Below are 18,733 nucleotides of genomic sequence, written 5' to 3' on the forward strand. Positions count from 1 at the left end.
GAATAATTCCGAAAAGGATTAGTGACCGTCGAATTCGCAGATGCTAAACACTTCTAGACCTAGGCCTTGTAAGCGCTTATCACCACCGATTTCTGGAAGGTTAATAACAAATGCAGCGTGTTCTACCACACCACCTAGCTGACGAATCAACTTTGTTGTTGCTTCAATCGTACCGCCCGTTGCTAGCAAATCATCAACCATCAACACTTTATCGCCTTCAACGATAGCGTCCGTATGGATTTCTAGCGTATCTGTGCCGTACTCAAGCTCATAAGATTGTGCCACAGTTTCGCGAGGCAGTTTGCCCGGTTTACGAACAGGGATAAAACCAACACCTAGCTCTAATGCCAAAGGCGCACCAAATAAGAAACCACGAGCTTCAGTACCAACGATCTTAGTAAAGCCCATGTCCTTGTATGTTTCCGCTAGCAGGTCGATTGTCGCTTTATAAGCTGCTGGGTCTTCCATCAAGCTTGTTACGTCACGGAACAAAATACCCGCTTTAGGGTAATCAGGAATACTTTTGATGCTTGCTTTGATCAGAGAGATTTTTTCTGTGTTCATAATCTTATGCACTTCATTAGGCCGCTTTCCAAACCCTCGTTAACGAATCAAACATCAACGCTCGGAATTAAGGAAAGGTACGATTGGTATTCATTGCAACGAGAGTCATAACTCTGATTGCTGAAATAATAAACGCCCACTATACAAGCAGGCACACTGGCTTAATGGTAGTGATTTTCTTTGCTGTCAGCAACCAACTCATGGGTTGGAAGTCGCATAAACCATGTGAGAAGAATAACAAGTACGCAAATTAGGAAAGCCTTGACCCAAATGATAGGAGCAAAGTAGATGGATAACGCAAAACTCAACAAGATAAAGAACACGCCGCGCATTTTAACTTGTTTGGTGACGGCACCGTGTTGGTACCAATTGTTCAGTAAAGGACCTAGCGTTTTATGCTCATGCATCCATTTATGAACTTTCGGATTGCTTCGCATGAAGCATGCGCTAGCAAGAAGGAGAAAAGGGGTAGTTGGCAGAACAGGTAAAATTATCCCTAGAACTGCGAGAAATATACAAAGGCCACCAGCTATATTCAGGCTTAAAACTCGAACGCTAATTGTGGCCTCCTTGAGTCAGCTATCACCAATCGACAATGACAGCTTAACTAGAATGTTGCGTAACCATTGAATACACGGATCAACGTAAGTGTTGCTGGTAGCAATGGAATCATTAAAAATGCGGCTAAAAATCCTAAAAAGTAGAATACATTAAACGGGTCTTGAAAGTCTTTGTTATCTGCCATGATTGCTTCTTGTTTTTGTTAGTAAAGGTAAGTATCTGGCGAACCAAACCCGCTTTGCTAAATCGACATTTAACAAAAAAGGCATAGCCACACCATTTGCGCAACTATACCTTAATCAATTATTCACAAAAACCGAGGAAATATAGGGTTAATCAGTAGACCCTTGGTGTATGTCTAAACTAAAACTTGCCGATCCAAGTAGGCTCAACGAAAGTTGGCAACCCTGTTCGATCGGAAGGTCCCGCGTAATAAAGTTCTTCTTACAGTTCTCGCCCAAGCGCTCACCCGCTGCAATATGTTGATTCAATTCACCATTCGACCATTGCCCATCTAAACCCGCAGGCAAAATGGATATGGTTCCCTCAGCAAGATCGGCAACACCAAATAAGGCATTCACTGGGGTGGAACATTTAGAGCAACGAATCCCCTTCTCTAATATCTCAGCAATATCTTTGAGATCAACATTAAAATCTTTTCTGTTTCTTATGTAATCGTGGAACAGCGCTCTCACCAACAATGTTGTCGCAGAGCCGCCATTATCGGAAGACGATGAATCGACGAGGTAAAAAGCAAACTGTCCATTCATCATCCACGCATAGTCAAACACAAGTGGCATCATCTCTGTTGATTGCAGTAAACGGTAACTGCAACGCCATGAGCCTTGTCGCGTATCTTTCTCTGGCAGGAGCGCATGCAGTAAGTCTTTTGCTGCGCTTGGGTTATCTTGAAGGTAATTCAGGTGCCAATGCAGCTCTTGGTCTTCAGGGATCTCTCCCCCATCATCCACACAGAACCACTGGCTCGAAAAATCTCGTTGGTCTGAAATGTTATCGAACGAATCTGTCAATGTATTTGCAATCGCACTTCCTAGGTGACCATGATCCTCTAACGGTTTCGCTAAAAAGTCTTTAATGCCAAATCGCAATGCTTTCGCCACATCAGACATGTCATCAGTGCCAGACACAACGATCATAGGCAGTGACGGGTACTCTAAACTGAGCTCTTCCACAAGCTCTATGCCATCAAGTATCGGCATTGATAAGTCACACACAATTAAATCTGGCGCTGAGTCTCTAAGCTTTTGCAGAGCGTCCAGTCCATTTTCAGCCTCAACCACTTTATAACCAATCTTGTCTAAATACGCGCTGGTTATACGGCGAAAAATAGGATCATCATCAACCAACATCACGCACTTTTGGTTAATTACTTCCTGAGCCGAGGTCATTACTGGCTGACTGTGAGTTTTGTACATAATCTATAACCTCACAAAACTAAGTCGAATTATTATTGTTATCTGTTCTAAGAACTAATATAAAACTTAGTAATAAAATGCTAAATACACAAATTTGCACTCTTTACTGGTAATTCGTGACGAGGGTTGGAATACTGGTAAATAGTGCAACGAGTTGACGTAACGCAAACATTGATCTCACTGTTACGTATAAATTAGATGAGATTGTAAACAAATGTGTCTGGATTTATGAAATTAGATGATTTAAACCTCTTTCGACTCGTCGTTGAAAATGGGAGCTACACCGCAACATCGCGCAAGACTATGATTCCGGTTGCGACCATCACACGACGCATCCAAGCCTTAGAAGATTCTTTGAACCTTAGGCTTCTTAATAGACACGCGCGTAAACTTTCTTTAACAGAGGCCGGCGAACGTTTCTTCAATGAATGCTCTCCGCTGTTGCAACGTCTCTCTTCTACTGCAGAAGAGTTAACTGACGTGTGCAAAGGCGCTTCCGGTAAGATTCGTATTACGGCACCCTCAAACCTGACCAAGCGCATGATGATGCCAATGTTCAGTGAATTCATGACTCAATACCCTGATATCAATATTGAGCTGATGATGAACAACCAAGCGGATCAGCTGGATCCAACTGAGTGGGACGTCATTTTCAGAGTCGGTCCACAACGTGACTCAAGCCTAATCGCTCGCAAAATCAGTGAAGTCAAAGATATTCTTATCGCCAGCCCTGAGTACTTAGCGAAGAACCCAGCTCCAAGCCATGCTGAAGAGCTAGCAAACCATTCACTACTCAAAGGCTACCCGCTGATTAAGTGGCAGCTGAGTAATTCGAATGAAGAGACTGTGGTAAATAGCGAGAAAGGTCGTTTCAATGCGAATGCGCTTAATGTCGTGAGACAAGCCTGTTCTGAAGGCCTAGGTATCACCCTAATGCCTGATGTAATGATCCGTGAATACATTGAAGATGGCAGCTTAGTGCAGGTCTTAGAAGACTGGAGTGCTAACCCTCGTGATATTTACATGCTTTATAACCACAAAGACCACCTGCCAGAGAAGGTTAGATTGTTTATCGATTTTGTGATCGCATACCACATTCACTAAGATTCAATCCCCCTTCTCTATAAACAAAAAAACCAGAGCCGATGCTCTGGTTTTTTATTACTCATGTTTTATGAGTACGCTAAGCGCCTTCGTTATGTAACTCTAGGTTAGCAAGATCTTGTTGAATCTCACGCTCAACCTTTGAATCGTCATTACGTAAAGAGTCTAGGAAATCCAGGTACGCTTGGTCGATATCGCCTGTTACATACTCGCCGTTGAATACTGAAGTATCAAAACGAGAGATGTCTTGATTACCCATACCTACAGCAGAGATTAAGTCTGGTAGCGTTTGGAAGATCAAAGCATCTGCGCCAATCTGTTTACAAATCGTTTCGTTGTCACGGCCATGAGCAATAAGCTCAGTCGCGCTTGGCATATCGATGCCGTAAACGTTCGGGAAACGAACCTCAGGAGCAGCAGAAACCATGAAGACTTTACTTGCACCAGAATCACGAGCCATCTCAATAATCTGCTCTGATGTTGTACCACGAACAATCGAGTCATCAACCAATAGAACGTTCTTACCTTTAAACTCAGAACGAATCGCGTTGAGTTTACGGCGAACCGACTTCTTACGTTGTTGCTGACCAGGCATAATAAACGTGCGACCAACGTAGCGGTTTTTCACGAAACCTTGACGATATGGCTTATCAATTGCTTGAGCAATTCGTAGCGCGATATCATTTGATGTTTCAGGAATTGGAATAACCACGTCAATGTCTAGGTCTGCGTACTCTTCTTTAATACGCTTACCTAGCATCTCACCCATCTCAACGCGAGCGCTGTAAACCGAGATTTTGTCGATGAATGAATCAGGACGAGCAAAATAAACAAATTCAAAAATACATGGGTTTAGTTGTGGGTTGTCTGCACATTGTTTAGTGAAAAGCTCACCATCGAATGTTGCGTAGATAGCTTCACCAGGAGCAACGTCGCGCATAAAATCAAAACCAACAGCGTCTAACGCTACTGACTCAGACGCAACCATGTACTCTGTTTTACCTTCAACTTCACGCTTGCCAAGACACAGTGGACGAATGCCATGTGGGTCACGGAATGCGATCATACCGTGGCCGATGATCATTGCCGTTACTGCGTAAGCACCACGAATCGTGCGGTGTACATTAGATACAGCACGGAAAACATCATCAGAAGTCACGTTACCTTTAACGGTATCGATCTCATGAGCCAATACGTTCAGTAGAACTTCAGAGTCAGACGTTGTGTTTACATGACGACGGTCTTTTTCGAACAACTTCTCACGAACTTCGTTTGCGTTCGTTAGGTTGCCGTTGTGAGCCAATGTGATGCCAAAAGGCGAGTTTACGTAGAAAGGCTGAGCTTCCGACGCGCTTGAGCTACCTGCTGTCGGGTAACGAACATGGCCAATACCAACGTTACCTTGGAGGCGTTGCATGTGTTTTGCTTCAAAAACATCTTTTACTAAACCGTTCGCCTTACGTAGACGGAAACGATTGCTTTCTATGGTACAAATACCAGCGGCATCTTGGCCACGATGCTGCAATACCGTTAAAGCGTCATAAATAGACTGGTTTACAGGTGTTGAACCCACGATTCCAACAATACCACACATGTCCTAATCCTCGATTTTTCGACATTAACTGGCGCTAGAGCGCGCCAGATAAGAAACTAGATGTTGCTTGTAAATGCTCGAAGAATGGCGCAATGATTCGGCTAAACTCCGGAACCAACTGCGAATTCTCCCACCACTCAGAACTTGGGAATGCAGTAAACGCATCCATGAAAAACAACACTGCTGAGACAATCAGAACACCACGTAAACCGCCAAAGACGACACCAAGGATTCTGTCTGTACCCGACAGGCCTGTTTTCTGAACTAGTTGACCGATGACATAGTTAACTAAGGCACCAACAACTAACGTTGCAACAAACAATGCTGCTATCGCAGTTCCGTTTCGAAACATCTCATCTTCGATATTGGTGAAGTACATCGCTAATTTAGCGTAGTACTGGCTAGCAATGAAAAATGCTCCAAACCAAATTACGAGTGACAAGGCTTCTTTAGCGAAACCACGAACTAAACTGATCACGGCAGAGAAGCCGATCACGCCTAAAATGACAAAATCTAACCAATTCATGAATTCTTCATCTTAAGTTGGCGCGCATTTTAACAGAAAAAATGCTGACGCAAACGTTTTCTTATGGATTTAACGGTTTAAATTTGAGCAATTGACCTTTTGAACCCGTAATTTTTTCTAATTCCTTAATTTGTCGCTCAAGTTTGGATTTAGACACATCCGGGCCAATAATTACTCGCGTAAAAGTTTTTTCTTGCTTGGTGTGAGCTTGATAACCACGCTTCTGTAAATCCTTAACAACGTTTTTAGCGTTGTCAGCATTCTTTAAAGCCATCAATTGAATGATCCAAGCGCTGTCTTGGTATTCATTTTTTTCCGTTACTGGCTTAACCACCACTGCTACTTTGTCTGCTTCTTTTTCAGAAACCGACGCCGTTTGCGTATCTGAATTATCATCGACACCGCTTTCGACCACTCGCTCAACCGGGGAGTCCGGTAGCGCTATCTGATCTTCAACGGGATCGAGTACTTCAAACACTTCAACATTACTATCAAGCTCAGGCTTAATCGGAATGCTTGCAAACTCTTCTTTATAGTGGAGCTTCTTACCATCTAGCACATCGGGTAATACAATCACGCCAATGGCCACTAAAATGATGGTGCCGACTAATCGGCTTTGGAATTTACTTGCCATTTAGTTTCCTTTTTTCTGCCAATGCTCCAACACTTCACCCACGGTATGGAAAGAACCGACAACCAACACAACATCGTCGCCTTTAACAGAAGCCAAAGCCGCTTCAAACGCTGCGACAGGGTTTGAATGCTGCTCTACGCCTTCGGGTAGGCTTTGACACAGTTCAGCGGCTGTCGCTGCGCGTGGCCCTTGCAATGAAGCTGGATACCAATGAGTTGCGATTGGCGCTAATACTTCCAATGTCGCTGGGATATCTTTGTCATGAAGCATGGCGACTACAACGTGTAAATTTTTACCTGCATACTTCTTCGTAACTTGCTGCGCAAAGTATTCAGCAGAATGCGGGTTGTGCGCCACATCAAGCACAATCACGGGTTGTTCGCTAATTTGCTGCATACGCCCTGGAAGCTGCGCACTCTTCATGCCGTTAACCACGTTCACATCGCTAATACTAAGCTCTGATGTGCCCAATGCCATCAACGCTGTTGCAGCGTTAGGTAACGGCAGGCTTGGAATAGGCAGCGACTCTAGTTGGAATGCACCACTGCGCCAGTTCCACGTATCACCGTCAACATCATAAGTGTATTGAATACCGACTTGGTAGAACTCAGCCTTAATGTCATCAGCGTGCGCTGCAACCGTAGCCGGTGGCTTGGGTTGACCACAGATAGCGGGTTTACCGCTACGATAAATGCCCGCTTTCTCAAAGCCAATCACATTGATGTCATCACCTAGCCAGTCAACATGGTCGACAGCTAAACTAGTAATTACAGAAACATCATGCTCAACGATATTGGTCGCGTCTAAACGCCCGCCCAAACCCACTTCTAAAAGCACAACATCTACCGCTTCCGTTTGAAATGCGCGTAATGCGGCTAAGGTGCCGTATTCGAAAAAGCTAAGACTGATTTCGCCACGTTCTTTCTCAATAAAATCGAAAGACTGAACCATCTTCTCATCAGAGAGATCTTGGCCGTTGATACGAACACGTTCGTTATAGCGAATTAAGTGAGGAGAGCTGTAGACACCAACAGAATAACCGGCGTCCAATAGAATCGCTTCCATCAGTGCACATGTTGAGCCTTTGCCATTGGTTCCGGCAACAGTAATAACATGTTGAGCAGGTTTGGTGAGGTTTGCCTTGGAGGCGACGGCCTGAACTCGGTCTAATCCAAGATCAATAGCGCTTGTGTGGATGTTTGATAAATAATCAAGCCACATCTCCAAAGAGGATGTGGCTTGAGGAATAGGTTGTTGACTCATCTAACTCATAACCATAATAAAGTTGGTTTGTTAGAAGGTACTTTACCCTTTTTCTGGCGCTTCTGGTACTTCATAAGTAGCTTCATTCGGTGAATCGTTCACAGAAACTACTAATGGTGAAGGCTGGTTGGTCATTTTAGCAACAAGGCTTGCAACGCGCTGACGCATCTCACGACGGTCAACGATCATGTCGATAGCACCGTGGTCTAGTAGGAACTCACTGCGTTGGAAACCTTCAGGAAGGTCTTCACGTACCGTTTGTTCGATTACACGACGTCCAGCAAAACCGATCAGTGCTTTTGGTTCACCAATGTTGATATCGCCAAGCATTGCCAAACTTGCAGAAACACCACCCATTGTTGGATCAGTCATGACTGAAACAAACGGTAGGCCTTTCGCAGATAAACGCTCAAGCGCAGCACTGGTTTTCGCCATTTGCATTAGAGACATAAGCGCCTCTTGCATACGTGCACCACCACTTGCAGAGAAACACACTAAACCACAGTTGTTTTCAATAGCTGCATCTACTGCTTTCACAAAGCGAGCACCAACAACAGAACCCATTGAACCGCCCATGAATGAGAATTCAAAAGCACACGCTACGATAGGTAAACCAAGCAGTTCGCCTTTCATTGCAACTAATGCATCTGTCTCACCACTGTTCTTTTGAGCAGTAGAGATACGTTCTTTGTAACGCTTAGAGTCTTTAAACTTCAGTTTGTCTTGTGGCTCAAGATCAGCACCTAGTTCAACACGCTCACCTTTGTCTAGGAATGTATCCAGACGACGACGTGCTTTCATGCGCATGTGATGGTCACATTTTGGACATACTTCTAGGTTACGCTCTAGTTCAGCATGGTACAGAACCTGCTCACAAGAAGTACATTTAGTCCAAACACCCTCAGGGATAGACGCTTTACGAGATGTTACGATGTTGCTTTTTTCTAAAATCTTTTCAAGCCAACTCATGGAAGACCTTTTTGTTTCGATTCTTCCGCTTGATTACGAAAGAAATAAATTTGGGAATTATGCGTGGGAATTAAAGCACATAAAACAGCGACTGTAGATAAAAAACTGGTTGTACCTATTTCCTGGGACTATCTTACGCACTAAACCGTAATAATTTTTGAACCTAAGTCTCACATTTAGTTCAAATTATCCGGTAAAAATAGAGGACCAATTGGCTCTCGTGGTAGCTCAAAATGTTCAGGATAATCAACATCCACCAGATACAAACCTTCCGCTTTTGCAGTTGCGCCAGCTACTTTTCGATCTTTAGCTTCTAAAAGCCACTGGATCCACTCTGGTTTCTGCTCACCTTTACCTACGGCAATAAGGCTACCAGTAATATTCCTCACCATGTGGTGAACAAACGCATTCGCTTTAATATCGATCACAATGTAGTGTCCATGACGAGTCACGTTCAAGTGAATCATGTTTCTCCATGGGCTACGAGATTGACAATGTGTTGCCCTAAACGAAGTGAAGTCATTCTCACCAAGTAAGTACTGACCCGCTTCATGCATTTTTTTCTCATCAAGATGACCATGATAATGGCTCACACCTGAATTCAAAATACCTGGGCGTAGTGCATGGTTAAAGATAATGTAGCGATAACGGCGGGCAGTAGCAGAGAAACGAGCATGGAAATCCTCATTCACTTCTGTCGCCCAACGAACCGCAATATCTTTGGGCATGTTGGCATTCGCGCCCATTGTCCATGCCACCATTTTACGATCGACATTAGTTTCAAAGTGAACGACTTGTCCCGTACCGTGAACACCGGCATCTGTACGACCTGCGCACATAACTTCTACAGGGTGATTCGCGACAACTGAAAGAGCCTTTTCCAATTCTTCTTGGACACTTTTCACGTCTCGTTGGCGCTGCCAACCAAAGTAGTGGGTACCGTTATATTCAATACCTAAAGCAATTTTCATGTTCTTGTTCTCTTTGAAAATGGGCGAGAAGTATATACGGAAATCAGTGCTAGCCCAAATAGGATGGGGCTAAAACTTCAATAAACAATCAGCATCGACCGAGACGATGCTTATGAAAAACCAAATCAAACAATAGCGCTCTGTATCGTCTTAAAATAAAGGGTAGCCCACGCTACCCTTTCTGGTTTGTTAATTTATCGACCGTTTAACGTATCGATAAGATTTTTTGCCTCTCGACGAATATCATCGCTGCCGTCAACAATTGCCTCTTCTAGAAGCTTAATAGCCCCTTGCGAGTCACTCATCTCGATGTAGATTTTGGCCAAATCAAGCTTACCTGCAGCTTCTGCATTGCTGTCGACATCATAATTGCCAATATCACCGATAACATCAGGGAATTCGTTTAGACCAACATCCAGTTTAAGCTCTTCATCGTCTGGATTAATGACTTCTTCACCTTCTTGCTCGACTTGAGCCATCAGTTCATCAATCGTCATGTATTGCTTGTCACGACCGTTGCCTGATTCGGTTAGGTTGTCTTGCTGCCCCCAATTCTCTTCTTTGATCTTCGGTTCAGCTTGCTGTTCAGCCGACGCCCAAATCTCTTGTTGATCATCAGGCACATCATTATGCATGCTCGATTGTTGCTCTGGCGCTAGGTTAAAGCCTTTCCAGTCTTCACCGCCAACTTCAAGCATGGCATCAATATCTAGCCCTGCACTATCAATCGATGTTGCATCCAGTGGCTTATCGAACATGTTGTCGACAGAGTCTTGAACATCTTCAGAAAGTAACTCAGCTAGTGCTGTCTCATCAAAGTCATCAAAGCCTTCTAATGGCTCGTCTTGAATCACTGCAGGCGCTGAGTTTGGCTCTGAAGCCGCGCTCAGTGATTGTTCTGGCTGTGTAAAACCAGCCGGTTCAGAATCTTCTGCATTCGAGAAGTCATCAACCTGACTATAGCTCTGCGGATTTGAGAACAAATCATGCAACGCATCTTGCTCTTCGCCTTGTGGGCTGAAAGAAGTCAGTGGTGTCGGTTTCTCTGCAAATGCATCGGAGATCGCTTCGTCTTCACCGTATTCCGGCAAATCAAACTCATCAAACTCTACGCCTTGATCTTCCGCCACCGGCTCAGCATTGCTTTGCTCAATATCATCTAAAACAGAGTCCGCTTTGGCGCTTTCTTCATCGTACTCTGGAAGGTCAAGGTCATCGAACTCGAACTTCTCGGTGTCAGGTGCTAAGTCTTGCTCTAGCTGCGCTTCATCAGGCCCATTCACCACTTCAGCTAACGCATCCTCTTCACCAAACTCTGGAAGCTCGAAGTCATCGAATGAGAACTCCTCTTCGCTTTCTGGTTTCGCAGTTTCAGCCTGTGGTGCAGCATCTAGTTGAGGCTCAGCGGTTGGTTGCGATTCAACACTTGGTTGAGAATCAATAGCTGGCGTTACTGGCTCTATTGTAGATTCAGCATCAGCTAGTGCATCTTCTTCGCCAAACTCAGGTAAATCAAAGTCGTCAAACGAGAATTCCTCTGCACTTTCTTGTTCCGCTATTTCTGCTTGTGGTGCAGAAGCTTCCGCTAGTGCATCTTCTTCATTAAACTCTGGCAATTCGAAGTCATCAAACGAGAATTCTTCTTCGCCTTCTTGTCCTAGAACTTCAGCTTGTTCTGCTACTTCCGTTTGTGGTGTAGCTTCAACTTGCGGTTCAACGTCTAATTTAGGTTCAACAACAGGTGCTACTGGCTCTGGTGTTACGTCAGTTTCTGCTAATGCTTCTGGTCCAGACGCCTCATCTTCAATCAGCCAATCATCGTCTTGCGGCACACCAAATTCATTCGGAATGATCTCAGGCATGTTTGCAGCACGAACTGGCTCTGGCTCTGGCTCTGGCTCTGGCTCTGGCTCTGGCTCTGGCTCTGGCTCTGGCTCTGGCTCTGGCTCTGGCAAGGATTCAACGACATCTTCAAGCTGATCGCTACCTTGGATTTTCGGTTCAAAGTCAAAATCAGAGGTAACGTTCGCAGGCGACTCTACATCGTCGATGGCTTCAGCCAACCAGTCTTCAACCGTCTCTTCATCATCTTCAGAGATATCATTTAAAGAGGATGACAAAGCTTGCTCTTGTATGTCGGCTTCTTTTGGTTCTTGTGGTGCGGTTTCTTCTTGAACTTGCTCTTCAAAAGCTGGTTTGTCAAAATCAGAATTCTCAGATAACAGCGAGTCGATATCCAATTCATCATCTTCAACCGATGATGCGCTTTCTTGCGCTGATACTTCGTTGCTGCAGGAAAGAGACGCTTGCTCAGGTTCAACCGTATTTTCAATTGATGGTTCAACAGGCTCTTCTGTCGCTGACAACAAATCACTATCATCAGACGTCATTAACTCATCAATCAACGCTTCGTCTGTTGTTTCTAGCGAGTCATCAAGCAGAACATCCGTTGCCGGTGCGACACCGAACAAATCATCGATAAAGTCATCACGATTAAAGGCTTCATCATTTTCTGGCTTAACGTCAGCGCTGTCTTGGATCAGTTGCGAATCTAACGATTTATCACTAACGACTTCAGGTTGTGGTGTTTCACTAATGTCCGATGCTTGCTCAGGCTCAACTTCGGATGTTTCAGAGGTTAACGGAGTAAGCTCAACGTCTGAGTCATTTTCAGGCTCATCGTTGACGTTGTTGAAACCAATGGCTGCGTCTAACTCTTTATCAAACGCCTTCTCTTCAGATTCAAGCTCGTCTTCAATGCCACTTGTCAGTAAGTCATCAAACGGGTCTAGAGATTCTGGTTTTGGTGCATCTGCTGAAAGCTCATCATCTGACAATTCACTATCAAGGAAATCATCCAGTAAGTCGGTACTTTCGGCGTCGAGTTCGAAATCGTCATCGTCATCGTCAGAATCACCTATCAATTCATCCAAGGTTTCCGTGCTGTCTTCTGTGATGTTGAGGTCATCATCTGTCGATAAACCAGAAAGCTCTTCCAGCTCAGATAAAGAATCAAAGCCTAAAGGCTCACTTTCAGACTCATCACCCGATTCGTCTTCCAACATTTCATCAAGAAGGTCTGTCGAGTTACTTAGATCAACATCATCGCCTGCCAATTGCTCATCGAGCAGATCAACGCTGTCTTGAACATCTTCGTCTACGATTGGCTTATCGAACTGAGACAAAATGTTTTCGATATCATCATCAGACGCCAAACCACTGTTCAAGTCTTTGGTAACTTCATCATCGCTATCAAGATTGAAAGGGTCGTTTTGACCATTTTGAGCGGCAACCTGAGCAAAGATGTCATCAATATCATCATTCGCTGTCGGTGAAGCTGGCTGAGGGGACTGTTGTTCAGAGATTAGAGCATCAATATCAAAATCGTCATTGCTCAAATCAGCAGGCTTAGTCTCACTTTGTTGCTCAGAGATAAGCGCATCAATGTCAAAATCATCGCTTAATGGTGTTTCAGTGTTAGAAGGCGAATCACTTTGCTCTTCCGAAATCAGAGCATCAATATCGAAGCTGTCGTCATCTTCGTCATCAAGAGCAAACAGGTCATCTAATAAAGATTGGTCTAGCTCGTTGGAACCGAGATCTTCAGTTTCAGACTCTTGAGATAGTAAAGCTTCAATATCATCAGCAGACATTGCGTTATCATCAGAAAGGTCGAAGTCGACATCATCAGTATCGACGGCGCTTTCCGCTGTTTTGTCTAGCGCACGCTCCATTTCTTCAAGACCCAGAGCTTTCTCTTCGCCATTAACACTAATGCCGTTGCTGCTGTCTAAGTCTAGATCGTCGAAGTTCGTGTCTAAATCACCGTTTTCGCCAATGCTGGCAAACGGGTCATCGTCTTCACCATCTAGATTAAAATCGAGATCAGATTCATCTAAACCAGCAAATACATCGTCTTCTTCAGCTAGCGCTTGATCGTCAAACAACTTGTTGGCGTCATCTTCCGTACCAAACAAGTCATCATCTAAAGACAGCTCATTAAGGTCGTCCATCTCGTCGCCCAATGTAATAGGTGCAACGGTACTTGGTTCTGGCTGGAGCGGTTGTTCTTGAGTCGTCTGCTGTTGCTCATCATTTTTAGAACGACGGCCTAACAGCATCACAACGATCAAACCAATGAGCAGACCTGGAATAATCGCAAGAGCCGCCACTAACCAACCATTCGATAACAGTTCGTCCATGGCACTTGGTGCCATCTTTTCAATTTCGGCGTTCTTTCTGCGCTCTTCATCAAGCAGCTTTTCTACTTCACTACGAATGCGGTCTTCATCGCTGAGCTCAGTTTTTAGCTCATCAACTTCCGATTGAACATTCGATAACATCAAACGAAGTTGGTGGTTTTTCTCTTCAAGTGACAGAAGTTCGGTTTCTGAAAGCTCTAGCTGCTTCTCTAGCTTGTTCATCTCTTGGGTTGGAGCAGATTGAGCTAGAGAAGATGGAGTTGGAGACAATGGCTTTTTAGCGGTTTCTGTAGTGCTTACTTGCTTAGCAGGAGCAACATTTTTTGCATCAGAACTCGACGCTTTTGGTTTTGAAGCGACAGGCTTACTTGCGGGAGCATCAAGCTTCGCTAGGTGCGAATTCATGATATTGATGGCTTGCTGCGTCGAGCTAGCACGTGTTTGCTCTAAAGAAGGAACACGTAAATTACTGGCAGGCAATAAGCTGTGGATATTCTGGTTTTCAAACGCTTGTGGGTTTAAGCGGTAAATAGCCAACAGGGTTTGTTGGACTGACACGGAGTTATCAGGGCGTAACTTTGAAGCAATAGACCACAATGTTTCTGAGCCGCGAGTTGGACCATAGAAACGAGAAGGCTCAGCGCTGTTTAACTGCGCTCTTGAGAGAGGTTCTGAAAACGTAGGCGCTGATTGTATTTGGCCATCAGGCCCAACAACTCGAATGGAATCTGCACGAACAACGGAAATCTGAGTCGCAATGATAACGGCAAAAGGCATTAACCACTGCTTGAAAATTTGAAACATAAAAGGCTCAGCTAGGTGCTTAAATTCGGAAAAGTGATGATCTATTAAATATATCGGATAAATGACGTAAAACTATAGAGATGAAAACAAAAAATGTGTTGCAGCGACAATATTCGCAGCAATTTCACACAATTTGACTAACAATATTTTCAATCGATTAAAAAAGCCCCACTAAAGAGTGAGGCTTGTTTATCAAAACAGTAAAACTTAGAAGTAATCGCGAATCAGAACTTCAGCGATTTGCACTGCGTTTGTCGCTGCGCCTTTACGAACGTTATCAGCAACCACCCACATGTTTACGCCGCTGTGATGGCTGATGTCGTTACGAATACGACCAACCATTACGTGGTCTTTACCACCAGCATCACGAACCTGAGTTGGGAAGTCTAACGCTTGGAAAACTTCAACGCCTTCTGTGTTCTCAAGAAGCTGAACCACTTGCTCTGCACCGATTGGCGAGCGAGTTTCAATGTGTAGAGATTCAGCGTGACCGTAGAATACTGGTACGCGAACACACGTCGGGTTCACTGTGATTGAAGAATCAGCAAAGATTTTCTGAGTTTCCCAAACCATCTTCATCTCTTCACGCGTGTAGCCGTTCTCAGTAAACTCATCGATTTGAGGAATACAGTTGAACGCGATCTGCTGTGAGAACGCTGAATTTTCAGCTGGCATGCCGTTAAGAAGCTTAGCCGTTTGACCTGCTAGTTCATCGATACCTGGCTTACCTGCACCAGACACAGATTGGTAAGTTGAAACGTTAATACGCTCAAGACCAACTTCATCGTGAATTGGTTTTAGTGCTACAACCATTTGGATAGTAGAACAGTTAGGGTTCGCAATGATGTTGCGGTTACGGAACTCAGCAATCGCTTCAGGGTTCACTTCTGGCACAACCAGCGGAACATCGTATTCGTAGCGGAAGCGTGATGTGTTATCGATAACAACCACACCTTCATCCGCAGCGATTGGAGCCCAACGCTCTGAAAGTTCGCTACCTGCAGAGAAAAACGCAATATGTACTTGAGACCAATCGAAGTCTTCTACGTTTTGTACTTGTATTGTTTTGCCGTTAAAACGGGAAGTTTTGCCTTCACTACGTTCACTTGCTAGTAAGTGCAGTTCACCGACAGGGAATTTACGCTCTTTAAGTACTTCAAGAATGGTTTCACCAACCGCACCAGTCGCACCTAAAATAGCAATATTAAATTCTTGGCTCATTGTTTCTCTCTTTTATAAAGTTGGCTTTACCATAAAACCGAGTTTAGATAACGGCGTTAAATTACAAGATTCGTCGCCCGTTAACTCGACAGCACTGTACTCTCTGCGGTCCCAATATTCTTTACGCATCTTGTCAAAAGAACCCGGCGTAGAGATATTGCGACGGAATAAGGCGTCGTCTTTGCGCACATCATAGATCAACTGAGTCAAATTGTGCAGTGTTGCTTCGTCCCAAGCTCTATCTAATTTCATTTGAGGCACTGGTGCCGTCGGCAGAAGATCGCTTGCATAAGCACGTTGTTCAGTACCCAAGAACTCACAGTAGCTGTTGAAGATCATCGTCGTACCGCGCGCTTTGCCCTCTAGACCGTAGCCCGCTACGTGAGGTGTTGCGAAAGCAAGCAGTGGAAGTAATTCCATGTCAACTTCAGGTTCAAACTCAAACACGTCAAGAACGGCAGTGAAACCATCGGCTTTTTGCAAGCGAGCTTTTAACGCTTGGTTATCAACAACAGGACCACGAGCCGCATTAATCAGAATTTGATCAGGACGTAAATTTTCCAGTACTTGCTCATTAATCAAGTGATGCGTTGGGAACTCACCCGCCTTAGTGATTGGCGTATGCAGAGTGATTACGTCTGACTGTTCAAGCAGTGTCTCTAATTCAGTAAACTCGCGAGTATCACCCTCTTGTTGTTTTAGAGGATCGTTCAGCAATACTTTAATGCCAATGCCTTCGAGGCACTTAGCTAAGTAACTGCCCACTTGGCCACAGCCAATAATACCGACCGTTTTTTCGAATACAGAGAAACCTTGTTGCTGAGCCAACACCATCATCGCGCTGAACGCATACTCAGCAACACCCACCTTGTTACAGCCAGGAGCTGCGGTGAAGAAAATGCCACGCTCTTTCATCAATTCTTGGTCAACGTGATCCATACCAGCCGTTGCGGTTCCAACAAACTTAAGCTTGTTCGCTTTACTGATCAGCGCTTCATTGACCTTAGTCACCGAGCGAATCATCAGAGCATCTACGTCAACAAGATCGTCAGCGGTTAGCGTTCGACCGGACTTCATTGTCACTTCACCTAGCTGGCTAAAAAGCGCTTCAGCATAAGGCATATTTTCATCGATTAAGATTTTCATTGGGAAGGTACTTTCGTTGGGGTCTGTCGACCTTAAATGTGAATTAAAATGATTGTGCAAAATTCCACACACGGTGTCGAGTCGCAATTGGAATACATTATAAATAAAGGGCTGAATCGCCTAGTCTGCACAAACAAGAGCAGAAATATAAGCCAATACCTAAAATCAAAAGACAGAAGACTAAAACGAAAAATGCCCGATTGAATAAACAATCGGGCAAACATCCAGAACAAAAGGATCCTATCTCGCTCTCCAGGAGACAGAGTCTTGCGTCTGTTCAACCAGTACTAACTAAGTTACTACTGATCAAGCTCTGGAAACCTTTCAACTTTTAAACTTAGATTTAAAATCCATGTTTAAAAAGCTTTGTTCTGTGGTTCATTATTAATGAGCTACCTGTGCGTGTTGAATCTACACTCGCGTAACCCATTAACGATTAACCTTTATCTCTCTAACTCAAGCCTAATTAAGCTTGGTATTTTTTGATTACTAGCGTTGCGTTCGTACCACCGAAACCAAAGCTGTTAGACATAACCGTTGTTAGCTCTTGTTCACGAGCTTCCGTTACGATGTCTAGGCCTGCGCCTGCTTCGTCTAGGTTTGCAACGTTAATGCTTGGTGCGATAAAACCGTTATCAAGCATTAGTGTTGAGTAAATTGCTTCGTGTACACCAGCCGCACCTAGAGCGTGACCTGTCATCGCTTTAGTTGCTGAGATTGCAGGGCTGTTGCCGCCAAAGACTTCTTGGATTGCGCCAAGTTCTTTAACATCACCAACAGGAGTTGAAGTACCGTGAGTGTTCACGTAGTCAACACCATCAACGTTTTGCATTGCCATCTTCATACAACGAACCGCGCCTTCACCAGAAGGAGCAACCATGTCGTAGCCATCTGAAGTTGCGCCGTAACCCACGATCTCGCCGTAGATTTTTGCGCCACGAGCAACTGCGTGCTCAAGTTCTTCGATAACTAGCATGCCGCCGCCACCAGAGATAACAAAACCGTCACGGTCTGCATCGTAGGTACGAGAAGCCAATTCTGGAGTGTCGTTGTACTTAGTAGAAAGTGCGCCCATTGCGTCGAACATCATAGTCAGAGACCAATCCAGTTCTTCACCGCCACCAGCGAATACAACGTCTTGTTTACCCAGTTGGATAAGCTCCATAGCGTGACCAATACAGTGTGCAGATGTCGCACATGCAGAACTCATAGAGTAGTTCACGCCACGGATTTTGAATGGTGTAGCAAGACAAGCCGAAACCGTAGAAGCCATTGTACGTGGAACCATGTATGGACCAACGCGCTTAACGCCTTTTTCACGGATGATGTCTACTGCGTTAACTTGGTTTAGAGATGAAGCACCACCTGAACCCGCAACGATACCAGTGCGGTCATTAGATACTTGATCTTCAGTTAAACCAGAGTCAGCAATTGCTTGCTCCATTGAAAGATAAGCGAATGCCGCTGCATCACCCATAAAGCGCATTTTTTTGCGATCGATATGGTCAGCAGGGTTCATTTTCAGGTTACCCCAAACTTGAGAGCGCAAGCCATTTTCCTTGAACTGCTCTGAAGCGGTAATACCTGATTTACCCTCTTTCAGTGATGCTAAAACTTCTTCGACGTTGTTACCGATACTTGAAACAATACCCATACCGGTGATTACGACTCGTTTCATGTGACATTCCTATAATTCTAAATTCAGCTAGATGATAACTAAGAAGCCTAACAAAAGTGG

General features: G+C 44.5%; 15 protein-coding genes. 1 reads left to right on the forward strand and 14 read right to left on the reverse strand.

The window, feature by feature from the left end; all coding sequences use genetic code 11:
• Positions 1 to 18 precede the first annotated feature (18 nt).
• From apt to ITG09_11595, 4 genes are all read right to left on the reverse strand, one after another.
• The gene (apt, locus tag ITG09_11580) at positions 19 to 564 is read right to left on the reverse strand and encodes an adenine phosphoribosyltransferase (protein UPR51336.1); all 546 of its coding nucleotides are present in this window, start codon (positions 562 to 564) and stop codon (positions 19 to 21) included.
• 161 nt (positions 565 to 725) lie between these two features.
• Positions 726 to 1,097, reverse strand: coding sequence for a YbaN family protein (locus tag ITG09_11585; protein UPR53633.1), 372 nt, complete (start codon positions 1,095 to 1,097; stop codon positions 726 to 728).
• Positions 1,098 to 1,171: 74 nt separating this feature from the next.
• Positions 1,172 to 1,309 (reverse strand): hypothetical protein, encoded by a 138-nt coding sequence (locus ITG09_11590; protein ID UPR51337.1) that lies wholly within the window; start codon positions 1,307 to 1,309, stop codon positions 1,172 to 1,174.
• A 148-nt stretch (positions 1,310 to 1,457) separates the two neighbouring features.
• Positions 1,458 to 2,561, reverse strand: a complete 1,104-nt coding sequence (locus tag ITG09_11595; GenBank protein ID UPR51338.1) for a response regulator — start codon at positions 2,559 to 2,561, stop codon at positions 1,458 to 1,460.
• A gap of 228 nt (positions 2,562 to 2,789) precedes the next feature.
• On the opposite strand from ITG09_11595, the gene ITG09_11600 reads away from it, so the two are divergent.
• The gene (locus ITG09_11600) at positions 2,790 to 3,665 is read left to right on the forward strand and encodes a LysR family transcriptional regulator (protein UPR51339.1); all 876 of its coding nucleotides are present in this window, start codon (positions 2,790 to 2,792) and stop codon (positions 3,663 to 3,665) included.
• 79 nt (positions 3,666 to 3,744) lie between these two features.
• On the opposite strand, the gene purF is transcribed toward ITG09_11600, so the two are convergent.
• The 10 genes from purF to fabB all read right to left on the reverse strand — a co-directional run bounded on the left by purF (position 3,745) and on the right by fabB (position 18,673).
• Positions 3,745 to 5,259 (reverse strand): amidophosphoribosyltransferase, encoded by a 1,515-nt coding sequence (gene purF / locus ITG09_11605; GenBank protein ID UPR51340.1) that lies wholly within the window; start codon positions 5,257 to 5,259, stop codon positions 3,745 to 3,747.
• Between the two features lie 34 nt (positions 5,260 to 5,293).
• Positions 5,294 to 5,785 (reverse strand): CvpA family protein, encoded by a 492-nt coding sequence (locus ITG09_11610; GenBank protein ID UPR51341.1) that lies wholly within the window; start codon positions 5,783 to 5,785, stop codon positions 5,294 to 5,296.
• A 61-nt stretch (positions 5,786 to 5,846) separates the two neighbouring features.
• Positions 5,847 to 6,419, reverse strand: coding sequence for an SPOR domain-containing protein (locus tag ITG09_11615; GenBank protein ID UPR51342.1), 573 nt, complete (start codon positions 6,417 to 6,419; stop codon positions 5,847 to 5,849).
• Complete coding sequence (gene folC, locus ITG09_11620) at positions 6,420 to 7,682, reverse strand: bifunctional tetrahydrofolate synthase/dihydrofolate synthase (protein ID UPR51343.1); 1,263 nt, start codon at positions 7,680 to 7,682, stop codon at positions 6,420 to 6,422.
• A gap of 42 nt (positions 7,683 to 7,724) precedes the next feature.
• On the reverse strand, positions 7,725 to 8,651 hold the full coding sequence (locus tag ITG09_11625; GenBank protein UPR51344.1) for an acetyl-CoA carboxylase carboxyltransferase subunit beta: 927 nt from the start codon (positions 8,649 to 8,651) through the stop codon (positions 7,725 to 7,727).
• A gap of 176 nt (positions 8,652 to 8,827) precedes the next feature.
• Entirely contained in the window at positions 8,828 to 9,622 is a 795-nt protein-coding gene (gene truA / locus ITG09_11630; GenBank protein UPR51345.1) for a tRNA pseudouridine(38-40) synthase TruA, read from the reverse strand.
• 194 nt (positions 9,623 to 9,816) lie between these two features.
• Positions 9,817 to 14,628, reverse strand: coding sequence for an ATPase (locus tag ITG09_11635; protein ID UPR51346.1), 4,812 nt, complete (start codon positions 14,626 to 14,628; stop codon positions 9,817 to 9,819).
• Between the two features lie 207 nt (positions 14,629 to 14,835).
• Positions 14,836 to 15,849, reverse strand: a complete 1,014-nt coding sequence (locus ITG09_11640) for an aspartate-semialdehyde dehydrogenase (protein ID UPR51347.1) — start codon at positions 15,847 to 15,849, stop codon at positions 14,836 to 14,838.
• 12 nt (positions 15,850 to 15,861) lie between these two features.
• Positions 15,862 to 16,995, reverse strand: coding sequence for a 4-phosphoerythronate dehydrogenase (locus ITG09_11645; GenBank protein UPR51348.1), 1,134 nt, complete (start codon positions 16,993 to 16,995; stop codon positions 15,862 to 15,864).
• Between the two features lie 466 nt (positions 16,996 to 17,461).
• The gene (gene fabB, locus ITG09_11650) at positions 17,462 to 18,673 is read right to left on the reverse strand and encodes a beta-ketoacyl-ACP synthase I (GenBank protein ID UPR51349.1); all 1,212 of its coding nucleotides are present in this window, start codon (positions 18,671 to 18,673) and stop codon (positions 17,462 to 17,464) included.
• Between the last annotated feature and the right edge of the window lie 60 nt (positions 18,674 to 18,733).

Origin of the sequence: Vibrio cyclitrophicus, assembly GCA_023206055.1 — a bacterium.
GTDB lineage: Bacteria > Pseudomonadota > Gammaproteobacteria > Enterobacterales > Vibrionaceae > Vibrio > Vibrio cyclitrophicus_A.

Excerpts from the sequence above, each read along its gene's own strand:
- truA (UPR51345.1), bottom strand. The coding sequence starts at position 9,622 with ATGAAAATTGCTTTAGGTATTGAATATAACGGTACCCACTACTTTGGT.
- ITG09_11595 (UPR51338.1), bottom strand. The coding sequence starts at position 2,561 with ATGTACAAAACTCACAGTCAGCCAGTAATGACCTCGGCTCAGGAAGTA.
- ITG09_11615 (UPR51342.1), bottom strand. The coding sequence starts at position 6,419 with ATGGCAAGTAAATTCCAAAGCCGATTAGTCGGCACCATCATTTTAGTG.
- apt (UPR51336.1), bottom strand. The coding sequence starts at position 564 with ATGAACACAGAAAAAATCTCTCTGATCAAAGCAAGCATCAAAAGTATT.
- ITG09_11635 (UPR51346.1), bottom strand. The coding sequence starts at position 14,628 with ATGTTTCAAATTTTCAAGCAGTGGTTAATGCCTTTTGCCGTTATCATT.
- ITG09_11625 (UPR51344.1), bottom strand. The coding sequence starts at position 8,651 with ATGAGTTGGCTTGAAAAGATTTTAGAAAAAAGCAACATCGTAACATCT.
- ITG09_11640 (UPR51347.1), bottom strand. The coding sequence starts at position 15,849 with ATGAGCCAAGAATTTAATATTGCTATTTTAGGTGCGACTGGTGCGGTT.
- purF (UPR51340.1), bottom strand. The coding sequence starts at position 5,259 with ATGTGTGGTATTGTTGGAATCGTGGGTTCAACACCTGTAAACCAGTCT.
- fabB (UPR51349.1), bottom strand. The coding sequence starts at position 18,673 with ATGAAACGAGTCGTAATCACCGGTATGGGTATTGTTTCAAGTATCGGT.
- ITG09_11610 (UPR51341.1), bottom strand. The coding sequence starts at position 5,785 with ATGAATTGGTTAGATTTTGTCATTTTAGGCGTGATCGGCTTCTCTGCC.
- ITG09_11645 (UPR51348.1), bottom strand. The coding sequence starts at position 16,995 with ATGAAAATCTTAATCGATGAAAATATGCCTTATGCTGAAGCGCTTTTT.
- folC (UPR51343.1), bottom strand. The coding sequence starts at position 7,682 with ATGAGTCAACAACCTATTCCTCAAGCCACATCCTCTTTGGAGATGTGG.
- ITG09_11600 (UPR51339.1), top strand. The coding sequence starts at position 2,790 with ATGAAATTAGATGATTTAAACCTCTTTCGACTCGTCGTTGAAAATGGG.
- ITG09_11590 (UPR51337.1), bottom strand. The coding sequence starts at position 1,309 with ATGGCAGATAACAAAGACTTTCAAGACCCGTTTAATGTATTCTACTTT.